This is a genomic window from Arthrobacter sp. M4 (assembly GCF_020251205.1).
Taxonomy (GTDB): Bacteria; Actinomycetota; Actinomycetes; order Actinomycetales; family Micrococcaceae; genus Arthrobacter.
Map to the genome: position 1 here is coordinate 21,613 of NZ_JAIWYX010000020.1, position 16,067 is coordinate 37,679.

18 protein-coding genes and 1 pseudogene are annotated in these 16,067 nt (G+C 63.0%); 11 read left to right on the top strand and 8 right to left on the bottom strand.

What is annotated here, in order from left to right; genetic code table 11:
* The first annotated feature begins 271 nt into the window (after positions 1-271).
* Both LD110_RS20800 and LD110_RS20805 read left to right on the top strand, forming a co-directional pair.
* Positions 272-1,306 (top strand): LacI family DNA-binding transcriptional regulator, encoded by a 1,035-nt coding sequence (locus LD110_RS20800; protein ID WP_225501808.1) that lies wholly within the window; start codon positions 272-274, stop codon positions 1,304-1,306.
* Positions 1,307-1,320: 14 nt separating this feature from the next.
* Positions 1,321-1,632 (top strand): putative quinol monooxygenase, encoded by a 312-nt coding sequence (locus tag LD110_RS20805; RefSeq protein WP_225501810.1) that lies wholly within the window; start codon positions 1,321-1,323, stop codon positions 1,630-1,632.
* 81 nt (positions 1,633-1,713) lie between these two features.
* On the opposite strand, the gene LD110_RS20810 is transcribed toward LD110_RS20805, so the two are convergent.
* Positions 1,714-2,493: an SDR family NAD(P)-dependent oxidoreductase gene (locus tag LD110_RS20810; RefSeq protein WP_225501812.1), complete on the bottom strand. Its 780-nt coding sequence runs from the start codon at positions 2,491-2,493 to the stop codon at positions 1,714-1,716.
* An 82-nt stretch (positions 2,494-2,575) separates the two neighbouring features.
* Between LD110_RS20810 and LD110_RS20815 the strand changes: the two genes are divergently transcribed.
* Complete coding sequence (locus LD110_RS20815; RefSeq protein WP_225501814.1) at positions 2,576-3,238, top strand: TetR family transcriptional regulator; 663 nt, start codon at positions 2,576-2,578, stop codon at positions 3,236-3,238.
* Positions 3,239-3,327: 89 nt separating this feature from the next.
* The gene (locus tag LD110_RS20820; protein ID WP_308012468.1) at positions 3,328-4,218 is read left to right on the top strand and encodes a type I restriction enzyme HsdR N-terminal domain-containing protein; all 891 of its coding nucleotides are present in this window, start codon (positions 3,328-3,330) and stop codon (positions 4,216-4,218) included.
* A 302-nt stretch (positions 4,219-4,520) separates the two neighbouring features.
* On the opposite strand, the gene LD110_RS20825 is transcribed toward LD110_RS20820, so the two are convergent.
* A complete protein-coding gene (locus LD110_RS20825; protein WP_225501816.1) occupies positions 4,521-5,294 on the bottom strand; it encodes an SDR family oxidoreductase in 774 nt (257 codons plus the stop codon).
* Positions 5,291-6,175, bottom strand: a complete 885-nt coding sequence (locus LD110_RS20830; RefSeq protein WP_225501818.1) for a helix-turn-helix transcriptional regulator — start codon at positions 6,173-6,175, stop codon at positions 5,291-5,293. The genes LD110_RS20825 and LD110_RS20830 overlap by 4 nt, the downstream gene beginning before the upstream one ends.
* A gap of 93 nt (positions 6,176-6,268) precedes the next feature.
* Here LD110_RS20830 and LD110_RS20835 point away from each other — a divergent pair, with 93 nt between their 5' ends.
* From LD110_RS20835 to LD110_RS20865, 7 genes and pseudogenes are all read left to right on the top strand, one after another.
* Positions 6,269-7,729, top strand: coding sequence for an MFS transporter (locus tag LD110_RS20835; protein WP_225501820.1), 1,461 nt, complete (start codon positions 6,269-6,271; stop codon positions 7,727-7,729).
* Between the two features lie 84 nt (positions 7,730-7,813).
* Positions 7,814-8,844: pseudogene (locus tag LD110_RS20840) on the top strand (zinc-dependent alcohol dehydrogenase family protein).
* A gap of 19 nt (positions 8,845-8,863) precedes the next feature.
* Positions 8,864-9,745, top strand: a complete 882-nt coding sequence (locus tag LD110_RS20845; RefSeq protein ID WP_225501821.1) for an aldo/keto reductase — start codon at positions 8,864-8,866, stop codon at positions 9,743-9,745.
* Positions 9,746-9,779: 34 nt separating this feature from the next.
* Positions 9,780-10,808 (top strand): aldo/keto reductase, encoded by a 1,029-nt coding sequence (locus LD110_RS20850; protein WP_225501824.1) that lies wholly within the window; start codon positions 9,780-9,782, stop codon positions 10,806-10,808.
* Positions 10,805-11,167, top strand: coding sequence for a nuclear transport factor 2 family protein (locus tag LD110_RS20855; RefSeq protein WP_225501826.1), 363 nt, complete (start codon positions 10,805-10,807; stop codon positions 11,165-11,167). Before LD110_RS20850 ends, LD110_RS20855 begins: the two co-directional genes overlap by 4 nt.
* A 63-nt stretch (positions 11,168-11,230) precedes the next feature.
* On the top strand, positions 11,231-11,563 hold the full coding sequence (locus LD110_RS20860; protein ID WP_225501828.1) for a carboxymuconolactone decarboxylase family protein: 333 nt from the start codon (positions 11,231-11,233) through the stop codon (positions 11,561-11,563).
* 8 nt (positions 11,564-11,571) lie between these two features.
* Entirely contained in the window at positions 11,572-11,973 is a 402-nt protein-coding gene (locus LD110_RS20865; protein WP_225501830.1) for a cupin domain-containing protein, read from the top strand.
* Between the two features lie 192 nt (positions 11,974-12,165).
* On the opposite strand, the gene LD110_RS20870 is transcribed toward LD110_RS20865, so the two are convergent.
* Genes LD110_RS20870 through LD110_RS20890 form a run of 5 tightly spaced genes read right to left on the bottom strand, consistent with a single transcriptional unit; the run spans position 12,166 to position 16,060 of the window.
* Positions 12,166-12,690 carry a flavin reductase family protein gene (locus LD110_RS20870; RefSeq protein WP_225501832.1) on the bottom strand — a complete coding sequence of 175 codons (525 nt, stop codon included), beginning with the start codon at positions 12,688-12,690 and terminating at the stop codon, positions 12,166-12,168.
* Between the two features lies 1 nt (position 12,691).
* Positions 12,692-13,048 carry a cupin domain-containing protein gene (locus tag LD110_RS20875; RefSeq protein WP_225501834.1) on the bottom strand — a complete coding sequence of 119 codons (357 nt, stop codon included), beginning with the start codon at positions 13,046-13,048 and terminating at the stop codon, positions 12,692-12,694.
* 5 nt (positions 13,049-13,053) lie between these two features.
* Positions 13,054-14,523 (bottom strand): 4-hydroxyphenylacetate 3-hydroxylase family protein, encoded by a 1,470-nt coding sequence (locus tag LD110_RS20880; RefSeq protein WP_225501836.1) that lies wholly within the window; start codon positions 14,521-14,523, stop codon positions 13,054-13,056.
* Positions 14,520-15,218, bottom strand: a complete 699-nt coding sequence (locus tag LD110_RS20885; RefSeq protein WP_225501838.1) for a DUF2848 family protein — start codon at positions 15,216-15,218, stop codon at positions 14,520-14,522. The genes LD110_RS20880 and LD110_RS20885 overlap by 4 nt, the downstream gene beginning before the upstream one ends.
* Before the next feature lie 47 nt (positions 15,219-15,265).
* The gene (locus LD110_RS20890) at positions 15,266-16,060 is read right to left on the bottom strand and encodes a carbon-nitrogen family hydrolase (RefSeq protein ID WP_225501840.1); all 795 of its coding nucleotides are present in this window, start codon (positions 16,058-16,060) and stop codon (positions 15,266-15,268) included.
* Positions 16,061-16,067: the final 7 nt, after the last annotated feature.

The following is a 16,067-nucleotide window of genomic DNA, read 5'->3' on the forward strand; positions in this document are numbered from 1 at the left end:
CGGTGAAGCGTTCCTTCCGCACTTTGCGAATGGCACAACATCTTCGTCGCGTATCGGCTTTTAAAACTGTCCGGTGGCTTGAGAACTGTCCGGTGACAGTCCAGCGTGGTCCCGGGGTCGTTCATGAATCGTCCCGAGTGGAACCGGTTCCACTTTTGTACCAGTGAGTGCTAAGCTGTGTCAACGGATCCACATCCACTGGTTCAACATGTGACGAAGGCACCGAGGGAAAACATCGGATCGGAGCTACCAATTGCCTCGAGGAGGAGCGGTGAAAAAGCCCCCAACCATTCGCGATGTCGCGGCTGCTGCGGGAGTCTCAGTCTCGGTTGTGTCCAGGGTGCTCAACCCGGACTCCGGCCCTGTCGCACCGGCAAAGCGGCAGGGAGTGCTCCGGGTCATGGAAGAGTTGGGCTACCGCCCGCGAGCAGCGGCAAGGGAACTGAGCGTTGGGAAGGCCCTGACCATCGGGCTGGTGGTCACAGACCTCTCGAACCCCTTCTTCGCCCATCTCGCGGACCGAATTGTGTGGGAAGCCCGGAGCCACGGGGTCCAAGTAGTACTGATGACAACGCAGGAGGATCCACATCTGGAAGCGGAGTCACTTGACACCCTGATGGATCGTTCCGTCAGTGGCGTCATCGCTACGCCAACGGGCGGAAACATCGAAAAATGGGCCCGACTGCAGGATCTCGGCGTAAATGTCGTCTTCGTCGATCGCACCATCGAGGAATTGGGCAGTGTTGACGTGGTCAGCATTGAGAACTTCGACTCCGCACAACGCTCCACCGAGTACCTGATAGGACTTGGTCATAGCCGGATAGCCCTCGTCACCGGTCCCAAAAGCACCTCAACCGGCAGGGCACGAATCAGCGGCTACACGGCCGCGCATGAGAGTGCGTCATTGCCCGTAGATCCCCTGCTCATTCGGGACGTGCCCTTTCGTGGCGATGCCGGAGGAGACGCCGTGGGATCCCTACTTACCATTCCGCAGCCCCCCACCGCCCTCATCGTCGCCAATACGGCACAGGTTAGAAGCTCTGTGCGGCGCCTGGTCCAGATGGGCGTTGACATTCCGGACCAACTCTCGCTCATCGTTTTCGACGACAATCCGTGGACTGAACTCATGTCACCGCCGCTAAGTGTCATCCGGCAGCCTTTGGACATGCTCGCGGTCCATTCACTGGAACTAGTACTGGGCCGGATGCGTGGCAAGCTGCCGGAGGGCCCGCGCCTCATAGAAGTCAAAGCGGATTTTCTGCCGCGCAACAGCTGCGCACCCGTCACAAGCGCCCTAGCGCACTAACGAAAAGGAGAACCATGTCCGTCGTAGTCACTGCCACATTTACGCCGAAGGACGGAAATTTTGAGCGGGTGGTCGAAGCACTGTCGCCAGCCATTTCCGAAGTTCACTTGGAGCCGGGCTGCCTGCTTTATGCCATTCACGAATCACCGAACGGCCAGATTCTCATGATTGAGAAATGGGAGTCAGCCGAACTGCTCGATGCCCACGGTGAGGGAGAGGCCGTGAAGAAACTCAATACCGCGCTCGACGGCCTCCTTCAACGCCCAGTCGAGGTAGTCCGCCACGAGCCAATCCCAGCTGGAACGGCGTCGCAGGGTGCGCTCTAAATCCGCAAATCCATAATGTCGCAAAAGCACCCCAGGACGCACATATCCCGCCCTGGGGTATTTTTGTGCACTTTCGGCTTGCTACAGTGCTGACCAGCCGCCGTCGGAAGCAAGGATGGCGCCATTGACGTTGGTGCCGTCGTCACTGAGCAGGAAGGTGATGGAAGCGGCCAATTGCGCCGCCGAGACGGGTGTCGGGACGGTGGCTTGCATCAGCGGGCCCAGGCGCTCGGCGGCCAGCTGCGAACCCCAGATCGCCTCGATGTTCGTGATCGTGGGACCTGGCGCCACAGCATTGAAGCGCAACCCCTTCGGTCCATACATCACTGCGGAATTCTTGGTGAGGCCAACAACTGCGTGCTTTGAGGCCGTGTAGGCAGCGCCGGCAGCCGAGCCACGGAGGCCCGCTTCCGAGGCAACGTTGACCACGGAGCCCGCTCCGGCGTCAAGCATCAAAGGCACCACGGCACGGGTGAGACGCATCATCGCGGTGACGTTGATCCGGAAGACCCGCTCCCAGATCACGTCGTCAACTTCATGGATGGGCGCAAAGTTGTCCATGATTCCGGCAATGTTGGCCAAAGCGTCGACACGTCCGCCTGCGGCCGCCACGATTGCGGCGACCGTGTCTTCACTGGACACATCCCCGGCGACAGGGACAAAGTCCAGCCCGCCGTGTTCGGTAACCAGTGCGTCCAACCGCTCAGAGCTGATGTCCGCGGCAATCACCTTGCCGCCCTCCTTTGCGATCCGCAGAGCCGTCGCCTGGCCAATGCCGGAACCAGCGCCTGTCACTATGACGGTCTTGCCGGCGAAGCGGCCATTGGATGTGACTTCCTGCCATGTTGCATCGCTGTTCATGATGTCCTCCTAAGTATTCGCATCAGTGCTGACCTCACTTTATGACACTCTGTGTCATTATGTAAGGGTGAATACTGATGGGGTGCCTCAGGAAGAATCACGCAACCTCGCAGAGCAGCCGGCCGGCGGCCGCCAGCCGGTCCGCCCCGCCGGGCGCCCAGCAACCATCGACCCCGATGCCATCGCGGGAATCGCCTTGGACCTCTTCGCCCAGCGCGGCTACGAGGACACCTCCATGGAGGACATCGCCAAGGCTGCCGGTATCGGCCGCAAGAGCCTGTACCGCTATTTCTCCAGCAAAGCCGACCTGGTGTGGGGCGGCATGGAACCGGTAGTTGAGGTGTCAGGCCGCGTTCTAGCGTCCGACGGCGGCGAGCAGGGCGAAGTGCCCGACGGCGGCCGAACAGTTGACCGCAGAGGTGACGTTCTTGACGGCCTGCGGGCCGCGGCCCTCGCCGGAATTACGGCCATTCCAGACTTGGCAGTGACCAGGGGCCGCCTGCTGCTCATCGCCGAGCACGCCGAATTGGCGAGCCGGAGCTATGAAGCCATGGCACCCCAGCGTCAGTATGCAATGATTTACCTGATTAGCGCGGGAATTGCTGCGGATACTGCGTCGTATTTGTGTGCGGCCTATATGGGAGCAACATTCCAGGCCTGGCTGCAATGGGCGGCGGGATCAAGTCCAGATCCAGCTCCGTATTTGAAGGCGGCGATGGACGTTCTACAGGTTCCAAAAAGGTAACCGCCTCGTCCCGGGCCTTCGCAAAGAGTGCAAATAGCTCGGTGACTCAGACTCATCAGCTACCTAACTGGAAATTTTATATTTCATCGGTGAAAGATGGCGAGATCCAGATGCTGATCGAGTGCAAGAAGTCAACCGAACCGGTGAAGATTGAGCATGCCTCGCAGTTATTCCGCTACTTCGCCGTGACGAATGCGCGTATCGCGATCCTGACCAACGGCGAGATTTACCAGTTTTTCACAGATCTGGACGCTCCCAACCGAATGGACGCCAAGCCCTTCCTGGTTTTGGACTTGAACGACATTGATGCAACCCTCCTTCCTGAACTTCAGAAACTCACGAAGGAAGTCTTCGACCTGGACTCGATCATCAGCGCCGCAGGCGAACTGAAGTACATTGGGGAACTCAAGCGAACGCTCGCCTCGCAGTTCAGGGAGCCCGAGGACGAATGGGTCAAATTCCTCACTACTCGCGTGTATTCAGGTCCCTACACTCAAAAAGTGAGAGAACAGTTTTCAGCGCTTGTCGCAAAGGCCACAAAGCAATTCCTCAACGATCAAGTCAATGAGCGACTGAAGAAGGCCCTCGGCGCCCCTAATTTTCCACAAACTGACGACACCGCCCCTACAACTGCAGTAAGCAGTGCACCGGTCGCGGAGGCGGACCTCGCCGAAGCCGACGGCATTGAGACAACCCTTGAGGAAATCGAGGGCTACCAAATCGTTCGAGCGATTGTTTGTAGCGAAGTCAAGCCTGCCAGAGTCGTTCAGCGCGATGCCAAGTCCTACTGCGCAGTGCTGCTTGATGACAACAATCGAAAACCGATCGCCCGACTTCATTTCAACCGAACACAGAAGTACATCGGCATATTCGACGCGAACAAAGAGGAAACCCGAGTGCCCATCAATTCGCTGGAAGAGATCTACGAACACACAGAAACTCTTCGGGCAAGCGTTAGAAGCTACCTCGAGCGTTCTTAGCCTTCGATAACGAGCAACAATCAACTTGCGGGGGCAAGCAGCCGACGGCGGGTGAGTTCCGCCGTCGGCTGCCTTTGTGAACCGTTTTTGGTACCCTTAGACACTCGATTTCTGCGCGAGGAGGGCGTCGATCTGGCCGAGGGCTTCCTTCATGCCCTCTTCCATGCCCATCTGCAGAGCAGTCCCTGAGACTGTGGATTCAGAGTACTACTTCGGGGCGTCCGACCCAGCAGTTGCCAAATTCAACAACTTGCCGACAATTAAGTCGGTTTCATAGCGTGATGGGGAGCCGGTCACGACGGTCAGTTCCTGCCGGCTATCGCGGCGTGGTCGCGGCGGAATGTTTCGGGTTCACCGTCAACGGGGAGGTTGACGGTGTCTTCGGCTCCGTCGAGGGACCCGTCTGTGTCCGGGGTCAGTGCGGCGAAGACTTCGCTGAGGTCTTCCTGTTCTGGTCCGTGCTCGGCGATGAGTTCCAGGGTTTTGTGGTCGGCGGCATCGGTGCGCAGGCTGCCGACGAGGACGCGGGCTATTTGGTCGCGGGCGATGGCGCCATCAGCCGGTGATCCGGCCTGCCGCTTGTCGCCTTGGAGCATGACGATAACGCGCTGGTCGGGGTCGTTGTAGTCGAACCAGCCCGGGCGGACGATCGTGTACGGGTTGCCGCTGGCCCGGACGAGCCGTTCGCTGCGCAGCTTCCACGTCGCGTACGCAACCCCGGGGCGGGTGGTTCCGATGGCGGTCATGAGTGCGATCCGGACGCGCCGCCCGCCGAGGGCTTTGAGGACGTTCGCGACGCCGGCGTAGTCGTTGTCCCTGACGTCGCGTTCACTGGTGCTGGACCCGTGGGTGAAGATGATTGCGTCGACTCCGTCGACGGCGGGGCCAAGGGTGTCGGGGCGGGTCAGGTCGCCGACGACGAGTTCGACGCTGTCGGGCAGGATGCGCTCTCTCCGGCCCTTGTCACGGACCAGGGCGCGCACCGTGTAGCCCTGGCGGAGGGCCTCGTTCACGGCGTAGCGGCCGATGCTGCCGGTGGCGCCGGCAATCAGGACTGTGTTTGGACGGTTTGTCATGGGTTCTCCTTGGCGGCGGCCGGAGCAGCTTGGCGTTGGGTTGCTGCCCAGCTCGCGAGGACTTTGAGCGCGTCTTCGGACGGTGTTCCGGGCTCGGCGGTGTAGATGTTGATCCGCAGTCCCGGGTCGGCGGGGAGTTCGAGTGCCTCGTAGGTCAGGTCGAGGTCGCCGACGATGGGGTGGTGGAGCCGTTTGCGGCCGGTGCGGTGGTGTTTCACGTCGTGTCGTGCCCAGCGGATGCGGAATTCTTCGCTGCGGGTCGAGAGCTCACCTACTAGGTCGGAGAGGTCCTTGTCGTAGGGGTTCTTTCCGGCTGTTGATCTGAGGACGGCGACGATGTCGTCGGCGCTGCGTTCCCAGTCGGCGAAGAACTCCTGGGCTTTCGGGTTGAGGAAGGTGAACCGGGCGCTGTTTGGCGGGGTCGCGCTGTCATCGGCCATCATGTCCAGGTACAGGGCCCGGCCCAGATCATTGGAGGCGAGAACGTCGCCGCGGTCGTTGCGTACCCAGGCGGGGGCTGTGGTGATCGCGTCGATGACCCTTTGTACGCTGGGCCGCACCGTCTGCGGGCTGCGCTTGCGCCGCACCCGGGGCGAGGCCGTGGCAGCGCGTGCGAGGTCGAAAAGATGGGCCGTCTCGGCTTCGTCGAGCTTCAGGGCACGCGCCAGCGCTTCCAGGACGCTGTCGGATGCGCCGGAGAGGTTTCCGCGCTCAAGACGGATGTAGTAGTCGATGCTCATGCCGGCCAGCATGGCGACTTCCTCGCGGCGCAGGCCCTTGACGCGCCGGTTGCCGCCGTACGCCGGGAGGCCAGCCTCCTCGGGCGTGATCCTGGAACGGCGGGAGCTCAGGAACTTCCGGACGTCGTCGCTGTGTGTCATGGCATCCACGCTACGCGGGACCCTCTGGTGGAGGGAGGGACTGACATTACCCGGAACATCAGTGACTCCCGGGCCCAAAGGAATGACGGTTGCATGGAAGACATGAAACCGGCACCCACCACCCATGCTCACCCGGCAGCGATCCTGGCGATCATCCTCGCCAGCTACTTCATGATCCTGCTGGATAACTCGGTGATTTTCACTGCCCTGCCCAGCCTTCAGGCCGACCTGCATCTGAGCACCATTGAACTGACCTGGGTGCAGGACGCCTACACGCTGGTCTTCGGCGGCCTGCTCCTGCTCGGCGCCCGCGCCGGCGACCTGCTGGGCCGGCGTCGGGTGTTTGTGTTCGGTCTGGTGGTTTTCTCGCTCGCGTCGCTCCTGATCGGACTGGCCCCGGCAGGGTGGTGGGCGATAGCTGGCCGAGCCATCCAGGGCATCGGCGCCGCAATCGTCGCACCCGCGTCGTTGTCCCTGCTGACGGCGAGCTTCCCTGAAGGCCGTGAGCGCGTCCGGGCGGTCTCCCTCTACGGCGCCACGGCAGGTATCGGCGCCAGCCTGGGCCTGGTCATCGGCGGTGCTCTGGCTCATTGGATCTCCTGGCGGGCCGGGTTCTTCGTCAACGTCCCGATCGGAGCCGTCATGATTGCGCTGGCTCCCCGGTTCCTTCCCGAAACCGGACGGGCCCGCGGACGTTTCGACGTGCTCGGCGCACTCAGCGCCACTTTGGGCGTGGGTGCCCTGGTGCTTGGCATCATCCACACCGCGGAAGCCGGCTGGAACACCCCTGTCACTGCCACGGCGGTCAGCGCCGGCGTCATCCTCTTGGTCGTGTTCGTGCTGATCGAACGCAGGGCCAGCCAGCCCATCATGCCGCTGAACCTGTTCGCCAGCCGCCGCCGAACCGGCGCCTACGTGGCACGCTTCCTCTATCTGGGTGCAATGATCGGTTTCTTCTTCTTCACCACCCAGTTCATGCAGGAAGTCCTCGGTTTCAACCCCCTGCAGGCCGGCCTTGGATTCCTGCCCATGACCGCCGTGAACTTCGCCGTCGCCATGAGCATCCCGCCGCTCGTCCGGCGGATGCCTGACTCGGTAGCCCTGCTGACCGGCATCCTGGTCACCCTCATCGGAATGTTTTGGCTCAGCCGCGCCGGAGTTGACGCAAGCTACTGGACCGGAGTCGCCCTGCCGATGGTCCTCATCGGCGCCGGCCAGGGATTTGCCTTGGCCCCGCTAACCTCATTCGGCATCGCCGGTGCCCCCGCTGTCGACGCCGGCGCCGCCTCAGGCTTGGTGAACACCTTCCATCAGGTAGGCACCTGCCTGGGACTCGGCATCGCAGTCGCGGCCGCAGCAACCGTCCCGTCTGCAGGCTCTGCCACTGGGCACCTGGCCGCAGAAGTCAGCGCCGCCCTCACCACCGGCAGCGTCCTGCTGCTCCTGTCCCTGGCTGTCAGTGCAGCGCTCATCCTGCCTGCAGACCTGGCCACCCTCCGCATCCACCATGCCGCGGAAACCGTGCCCGCACCAGAGGGCGCGGCCGCCCGCTGATGGGGGTACTGACATGCACTCCCACGAAACCCTCGGCCGATGTTGACTGAAAACCGGCCATTAACAAACCTAAGGAACCCTATTATGCGAGCCACCCTGATGTACGGTGCCGGCGACGTGCGCGTCGAAACCGTCCCGAACCCCACCATCCAGGAACCCACGGACGCGATCGTGCGCATCGTCGCCGGCTGCATCTGCGGCAGCGACCTCTGGCCCTATGGCTCCAAACCCGACACCACCGACGGCGCCCGGATGGGCCACGAGTTCGTCGGCATCATCGAAGAGCTCGGCTCCGATGTGACAAACCTGTCCGTTGGTGACTTCGTGATTGCACCTTTCGTTGCCTCCGACGGCACCTGCGATTTCTGCAAGGAAGGCCTGCAGACCTCCTGCCGCAACGGCGCCCACTGGGGCGGTCACAACGACGGGGGCCAAGGTGAATTCGCCCGCGTCCCGCAAGCTGCGGGCACCCTTGTCGTCGTCCCCGCCGGCTTTGACGAGAAGCTGATCCCGTCCCTGCTGAGCCTCTCGGACGTCATGTCCACCGGGTACCACGCGGCCAAGAAGGCCGGCATCGAGCCCGGTCAGACCGTCACAGTGATCGGTGACGGCGCAGTGGGCCTGTCCGCGGTCCTGTCCGCCAAGCTCATGGGCGCCTCCCGCATCATCCTCATGGGCCGCCACCAGACCCGCACCGACCTGGGCCGCGAGTTTGGAGCCACCGACGTCGTCGCTGAGCGCGGCGAGGACGGCGTCGCAAGGTCCTGGAGCTCACCAACGGCGACGGAACCCACGCAGTGCTCGAAGCAGTGGGCCTCAAACCCGCACTCGAAATGGCCATCGGCGTCGTCCGGGCCGGCGGCGTCATCAGCCGCGTCGGTGCGCCCCAGTTCTCCGAGGTACCCCTCGGATTCGGTGAGTTCATGCGCAACATCACGCTCACCGGCGGCGTAGCACCGGCCAGGGCCTACATCGAGGAACTCCTGCCGCTCGTGCTCGACGGCACCATCGAACCCGGCAAGGTCTTCGACCGCACCATCGGGCTGGACGAGGTCCCCGCCGGCTACAAGGCCATGGCTGACCGCGAAGCACTCAAAGTGCTCGTCCGCCCCTAACGACAAGGACCAGAACCGTATGAACATCACACTCAACAACGGCCTCGTCATGCCCGCCCTCGGGCTCGGAGTCTTCCAAAGCCCCCCGGGGGAGACAACTGCAGCGGTTGAGGCAGCCCTGGCTGCCGGGTACCGGCACATCGACACCGCCGCCGCGTACGGGAATGAACGCGAAGTCGGCGAAGGCACCCGGCATTCCGGTCTGAACCGCTCCGAGGTCTTCATCGAAACCAAGGTCTGGGTCAGCGACTACGGCTACGACGAAACGCTGCACGCCTGGGAGAAGTCAGCTGCCAAGCTCGGCGTGGACTACCTTGATCTGTTGATCCTGCACCAGCCGGTGCCAAGCCGCTTCGAGAAAACCATCGCGGCGTACAAGGCACTCGAGACCCTGCTCACGGACGGCCGCGTCCGCGCAATCGGTGTCAGCAACTTCATGCCGCACCACCTCAAGCAACTGCTCGCCGAAACCGACACGATCCCGGCCGTAAACCAGATCGAGCTGCATCCATACTTCACCCAGCCTGAAGTCCAGACCGCCAACGCCGAACACGGCATCCTCACGCAGGCCTGGTCACCGATCGGCGGCATCACCTTCTACCCCGGCTGGGGCGAAGACCGGAAGAACGTCATGCAGGACCCAACCATCAAAAGGATCGCGGAGGCGCACGGCAAGACACCGGCACAGGTGATGTTGCGCTGGCACCTGCAGCAGGGCCGCTCCGCCATCCCGAAGTCCACGAACCCTGCCCGCATCGCGGAGAACTTCGATGTCTTCGGTTTCGAACTGACAGCGGACGAGCTCGCTGCGATCGACGCCCTGGACACCGGGGTTCGCAACGGCCCGGACCCCGACGTCTTCCGTGACCAGTGGTTTGACCGGTCAATCCCCGAAGCCTAAGCACCCGGAACCAGAGCAAAAAGAAGGATTAAGCATGGAATACCGCCCGCTTGGCCGCACTGGTGTGCAGGTCAGCCCCCTCTGCCTCGGCGCGATGATGTTCGGCCCGTGGGGCAACAACGACCGCGCAGACTCCACCCGCATCATCCACCACGCCCTCGACGCCGGCATCAACTTCATCGACACCGCGGACGTCTACTCCGGCGGCATCTCCGAGGAAATCGTCGGCGAGGCGCTGCAGGGACGTCGCGACGACGTCTTCCTAGCCACCAAGTTCTTCATGCCCATGGATGAGGAGGACCCCAACAAGCGCGGCGGCTCCCGTCGCTGGATCATGCGGGCAGTGGAGGACTCTCTGCGCCGGCTGGGCACGGACTACATCGACCTCTACCAAGTGCACCGCCCCAGCCCGGACACCGACGTCGAAGAAACCCTCGGCGCCCTGACCGACCTGGTCCGCCAGGGCAAGGTCCGCTACATCGGCTCGTCGTCCTACTCGGGCTCCCAGATTGTCGAAGCCCAGTGGGCATCGCGCGAACGGAACCTGGAACGGTTCGTCACCGAACAGCCGCCCTACTCCATCCTGGTCCGCGGCATCGAGGAGGACATCCTCCCCACCGTCCGGCGCCACGGCATGGGCACCCTCACCTACAGCCCCCTCTCCGGCGGGTGGCTGTCGGGGCGGTGGCGGAAGGACTCCGCCTCGGCACCGACCTCGTCAGCCCGCCCCAGTGCCCGGTTCGACATGAGCCAACCCGCCAACCAGCGCAAGCTCGACATCGTGGAGGACTTGGCGCTTCTGGCCGAAGAAGCCGGGATGACATTGATCGAGCTGGCCATCGCGTTCGTGATCAACCACCCCGGCGTCACCTCCGCCATCGTCGGGCCCCGCACCATGGAACAGCTCGAGTCCTACCTCCCGGCCGCAGATACCCAGCTCAGCGTCGATGTGCTGGACCGGATCGACAAACTCGTAGCCCCCGGAGTCACCGTAAACCCGGACGACAACAGCTACGGCGCCCACGAACTCACCGCCCGGGCACGCCGCCGGAACCCATCGTGAGCACCCAACCGATCGGTTCCCTTTTCGAAACCATGTGCCAGGCGATGGTGGCAGGGGACATCGAGGAACTGGATGGGCTTCTCGCGGAGGACTTCACACTAACCCACATGACCGGCTACGTGCAGTCCAAAGCGGAATGGCTGGACGCCATCGCATCCGGACAGATGCGATACCACCGGATGGAGACAGTCGAAGCTACCTCCAACCCCGAAGGGACCGCACCTGCACTGACCGTCCGGACCCTCACCGACGCCACGATCTGGGGATCAAGAGCCACCTGGCGGCTCACCCTCCACGCCACGTTCGAGGCCCGTGACGGCGAAGTAACCGTGGCCCGAGCCATCGCCTCGACCTGGTAGCCGGCCACCACAACGGAATTTGAGCAACTAAGCAGCACAAACACACTGAAAGGAAGGGCCTTCATGGCGGAGAATCCCAAACAGGTCGGCGGGGGCCGGAAAATGTTCGGCGACTTCGCCCCGAAGCTCGCCGAACTCACTGACGACATGCTCTTCGAAGATGTCTGGAACCGGCCCGAACTGAGTCCCCGCGACCGTAGCCTCATCACCGTGGCCGTACTTACGGCTGGTGGAAACACCGAACAACTCGGTTCCCACCTCGGTCGTGCCCTGCAAAATGGCCTCACCCAAGAAGAGCTTATTGAAGCCATCACCCATGTCACCCTCTACGCCGGCTGGCCCAAAGGCATGTCCGCGATGGGCGTTGCCAAGAGCGTTTTCACCAACAACACGTAAGGCACATCATGAACATCGAACCTGTTCTGCCCACCACCAAGAACCCGCCGGAGCGGTTCGCCGGAGACGTGTGGCTCGATCCGATCGCGATGCCCCACGAGGAAAACCAGACAATGGTCGTAGCGACCGTACGCTTCGCGCCCGGCGCACGCACGGCCTGGCACTCCCACGAGCACGGCCAGTACCTGCGCGTCACCCAAGGGGTAGGACGTTTCGGCACCCGGGACGGCAAGATCATCGAAGTCCACCCCGGCCAGACCCTCTACACCCCTCCCGGGGAGGAACACTGGCACGCCGCCGCACCAGGATGCTTCATGGAACACATCGCCTTGCTCCAAAACGGCGAAGACCCATCAACAACCACCACATGGGGCGAACACATCACCGACGACGAATACAACGGCCGCTAACGAAAACACAGCACCGGGGTGGCTGGCGACGCCCGTAATCGTTACGGTCTGCTGCCTTCTTCGGGACCTAAGAGATGCGAGGCGGCGGCTAATCGGCAGCTAAGACAAACAGCCGCTGCGCGAACGCACCGTAAAGTGCGCCCGCGCAGCGGCCCCGGCAACAATTTCAGCGGCAGCCCGCACCCAACGCGCCTAGAACATCCAAGGCATGGGGTCGTGGTTGAAGTCCCGGAACGCCCCGAACTTCCCGGAGTTGAAAGCCAGCGGCTCACCATCCCGGAACCGCGAGGAGACAACTTCCCCGAAGAACACCTGGTGGTCGCCGATGTCGTACTGGTGCGCCACACGGCACTCTGCCTGGGCGAGGGCGCCGGCAATAACCGGCAGCCCGCCCTCAGTGGTATCGAACGCACCGGCCTCGAAGCGGGCCCCGCCACGCACTGCGAATTGCCGGGCCACGGCTTCCTGCTTCACGCCCAGAATCGAGATGGCGAAGCTGCCACTAGCCAACAAAGCATCCCCGGTCCTGGTGTTGAAGTTCAGCGAGATCATGAGGATCGGCGGTTCCAGGCTGATGGACGTGAGCGAGTTGATCGTCATGCCGAACTGTTCGCCTTCGTGCTGGGTGGTCACCACCGCCACGCCGGTAAGGAACCGACCCATCGTCCGGCGCATGGCCATACCGTCTGGCCGCGCGAAAATGGCGGGAACGGCCATGTCACTCACCGTCTTTCTGGTAGTAGCGGACCTCGAACATCTTGGCCCCTTCCTCAGAAATCCAGGGGCCGTGCTCCATTCCCGGCGGTCGGGTGGCCCAATCACCGGCGCGGAATGTCTTTCCGAGTCGCTGGTCCACAAAGGAGCCTTCGAAAATGAACACCTCTTCCCAGAAATCATGTCGCAAGGCCCCATTGGGAGAAGTATCGGTCCCCGGCTCAAACTTGAGAATGCGCGTCACTGCATCGCTGGCACTGTCCCGGGCAAGAATGGCCTCGGACAAGCCTTCGATATGCGGCACGCATGGCGCGAACTCCACGGACGAAATAGGCGTGAATTCAAATTCCTGCTTTGCCACTGGGCTTATCCCTCCTCGGAAACGCGTCCGTCAACCGTGTACCCGGCCAGGAATTCGTCCAGTTCGGCCACCTGGGCCTCGTAACCGTAATTGCGGTACGTGTAAACACCCTTGACCACGAATGGCGCACCCGCATAAAAGAGCTCGTATTGCTGGTGTCGGCCGGCAAACTCGGAACCGATAATGTCCCAAGCCAGGCGGAACAGCTTGATCCTCTCCTCACTGGGGACGCCCGGCGAGGCGATGTACCGCTCCACGTCGGGCGCCGTCGTCGGGCTTTTCATGTCCGCTACGCCGGACGGAAGTTGCAGGACGCCGCCGCCCACCAGGTCACGGAGGATCTGCATGGCGCGAGGGTAGGTCTCCGACTGCAGGCCCATGGCGCCATACAAAGAACGCTTGCCAGGAACGAACATGCCGGAGGAGTCGGGCTCGGCAGTGTATTCGGCGGCGAGGAGCGCGGACTCCACGGAAGACACAATCGCGGCGAGCTCCCCGAGCTTCTCCTGGACGCCGGGGATCTTGTCCGTGCCGTTGACCTGCGTGACCTTCCGTGCCACGGCCGCGATGAACTGCAGCTTGGTGGTGAAGCGGGTCTGGGCCTGCCAGTTGCCCAGCGCGTGGGCGCCGGTGTCGAAGAACTGGCGCCGCAGAGCGTCGATGTCGCGATCGATGAACACACGGTCCCAGGGGACCAGCACGTCGTCGAAAATCACCAGCGCATCCGGCTCGTCGTAGCGGGTAGTGAGCGGGTAGTCGAACTCGCTGGAGGTTTCCGGTCCGTACGGCCGGCGGCACAGGAACTTGAGGCCCTTCGTGGCGGCCGGCAGCGCGAAGCTGATGGCGAAGTCCACATCGTCCGGACCGAGCGGCTTGATGCAGGTCACGAAGACCTCGTCCGCGATGGCTGCTCCCGTGGCGAGCATCTGCGAGCCGCGGACAATCAGCCCCTCTTCCGTTTCCCGGACCACGCCGACCTGAAGGAAGTCGCCTTCCCAGCCGGACGCCGTCGTCGCGCGGGAAACCTGCGGCGGGATGATCGCGTAGGAGACGTAAAGGCTCTCGCGCAGGATCCGCTGGTAGTAGCGGGTGATGTTGCCCGCAAAGTCGTGCTCGGCGTTCTCAAAAACCTCCGGGTGCGCGGCAAAGGCCGCGAAGAAAGTTCCAACGTGGTCGGGGCTGCGGCCCACCCAGCCGTGGGTGTGCTTTGACCAGCGTTCGACGGCGGCTCGGCGGTTCCGCAGTTCCTCACGGGAGCGCGGGATGCTGAAGACCAGGTTGGCAGGCCCGTCGATTTCCTTGCTGTGGTACTGCATACCGTTGCTGGGGTCCGCGGCGATGTCAAAAAGCTCGGCGATGGTGCCCGCGACATTGCGGAAAGCCGGGTGCTCGGCGACGTTGCCCACCGCCTCACCGTCGATCAGGACAGTCCGCCCATCATTGAGCGTCTTGATGTACTCTTCCCCGGTCCTCATGACTCGTTTCCCTTCGTGATGGTGTACGTGTGGTCTATTGCGGTGCCGTCCGGGAAGGACAACTCCAGGCGCCAATTGGCGCCGTAGTGGAAAGTGCCGCCGATGAGCGGGAGCGTCCCGCCAAGGCAAACAAAGTCGCGGTCGCCAAGCGCTGTGCGGTCCAAGAGAAGCCCGACGACGTCAGCCGGCGTCCGCAGTCCGTCAAGCGTGCCCTCCTGGTACAGGCGGCCGTCAACCCAGGAGCGCGCGCGGCATTCATCCAGCGAGAGCGCAGCGAGGTCCGGCACCCGGACGACGGTTCCTGCGGTCGGTTTGGGGCAGGCGCGCTTCGAGTCGCCGATGTCGACGGTCTCCAGGCGGCGGTCGGTGTGGTCTGATGCGATGCCCAGGTAGAAGCGGCCTTTGTGGCGGACATAAAGTGGCTCGATTTCGCCGGAAGTCTCATCTCCAATGATAGAAAACGTCCCCGAAGTGCTGACAGAGCCGCTAGCCACTGGATAGAACATGGGCACTTCCGGTGGCGGTGCGACGCCGATGGCTGCGAGCTCGTCAATGTGGTGCTGGACCGCGGCGACGTCGCGGCCCGTGTAACCGGCGACGACGGCGGCGAAGTCGGTGAGCTCGATGGTCTCCCCGGTTTCTCTTCCGCCAGGTCCGACGACGTCGAACCTCAGCGTTTGGGTGGTGGTTTGCAAGTGAATCTCCGTTTCGGATTTAGTCGGCGGCGTTTAGCGGGCGGCGTTCAATGGGTAAGGCCCGCGTAGTCGGCCAGCCGGTCGGCGATGACGGGGAACTCATGCCGGGTGGTTTGGATAAGGCCAGGATCGATGGTGGCGCGAAGCACCTCTTCTGAAGTGCCTGCTTCGGCAACAAGGCGCCCGGACGGGTCTACGATGCGGCTGGTGCCGCCGAGTTCCACGCCTTCCTGGACGCCTGCGGCATTGCAGGCGAGGACAAACACCTGATGCTCCACCGCACGCGCGGAGGTCAGCAGGCGCCAGTGCTCGCGCCGCGCCGCCGGCCAGGCGGCGGGAACGACGACGATCTCCGCGCCGCGCACACTCAACTCCGACCAGAGGCCGGGAAAGCGCAGGTCGTAACAGGTGATTCCGGCCATCTGGCCAAACGGAGTCCCGGCCACAGGCAGAGATGATCCGGGAGTGAGCAGCTCGGCCTCGAGGGACTTGTAGCCGAACACGTGCAGCTTGGAATAGCGGTGCGCCACGTTTCCCCGCGGATCAATGAGGACTGAGGTGTTCCGCAGTTCCTCCCCGCCAACGCGCTCAACGATGCTGCCAACGTGAATGTAGGCGCCCAGCTCGCGTGCGACTGCGGCACACATGGCGACGGTCCCGCCGTCGACGCCTTCAGCCAGGTGGGGGTACTGCGCGAAGTGGAAGTAGCCCGCGCTCCACAACTCGGGCAGGACAACAAGGTCCGCACCGCTCTGCTGGCGGAGGAGGTATTCGGCGCGGTCGATGCGCTGCGATTGGGTCTCGTTGTCCGGGCTTGAAAGCTGGACGAGGGCGATATCCATTGTTGCT

What these genes read in the sequence shown, in the direction of transcription:
- LD110_RS20870 (WP_225501832.1), bottom strand. Translation starts at nt 12,690, where the DNA reads ATGGCCGTTCCCGCCATTTTCGCGCGGCCAGACGGTATGGCCATGCGC.
- LD110_RS20845 (WP_225501821.1), top strand. Translation starts at nt 8,864, where the DNA reads ATGAACATCACACTCAACAACGGCCTCGTCATGCCCGCCCTCGGGCTC.
- LD110_RS20860 (WP_225501828.1), top strand. Translation starts at nt 11,231, where the DNA reads ATGGCGGAGAATCCCAAACAGGTCGGCGGGGGCCGGAAAATGTTCGGC.
- LD110_RS20810 (WP_225501812.1), bottom strand. Translation starts at nt 2,493, where the DNA reads ATGAACAGCGATGCAACATGGCAGGAAGTCACATCCAATGGCCGCTTC.
- LD110_RS20850 (WP_225501824.1), top strand. Translation starts at nt 9,780, where the DNA reads ATGGAATACCGCCCGCTTGGCCGCACTGGTGTGCAGGTCAGCCCCCTC.
- LD110_RS20890 (WP_225501840.1), bottom strand. Translation starts at nt 16,060, where the DNA reads ATGGATATCGCCCTCGTCCAGCTTTCAAGCCCGGACAACGAGACCCAA.
- LD110_RS20825 (WP_225501816.1), bottom strand. Translation starts at nt 5,294, where the DNA reads ATGACAAACCGTCCAAACACAGTCCTGATTGCCGGCGCCACCGGCAGC.
- LD110_RS20835 (WP_225501820.1), top strand. Translation starts at nt 6,269, where the DNA reads ATGGAAGACATGAAACCGGCACCCACCACCCATGCTCACCCGGCAGCG.
- LD110_RS20830 (WP_225501818.1), bottom strand. Translation starts at nt 6,175, where the DNA reads ATGACACACAGCGACGACGTCCGGAAGTTCCTGAGCTCCCGCCGTTCC.
- LD110_RS20805 (WP_225501810.1), top strand. Translation starts at nt 1,321, where the DNA reads ATGTCCGTCGTAGTCACTGCCACATTTACGCCGAAGGACGGAAATTTT.
- LD110_RS20880 (WP_225501836.1), bottom strand. Translation starts at nt 14,523, where the DNA reads ATGAGGACCGGGGAAGAGTACATCAAGACGCTCAATGATGGGCGGACT.
- LD110_RS20865 (WP_225501830.1), top strand. Translation starts at nt 11,572, where the DNA reads ATGAACATCGAACCTGTTCTGCCCACCACCAAGAACCCGCCGGAGCGG.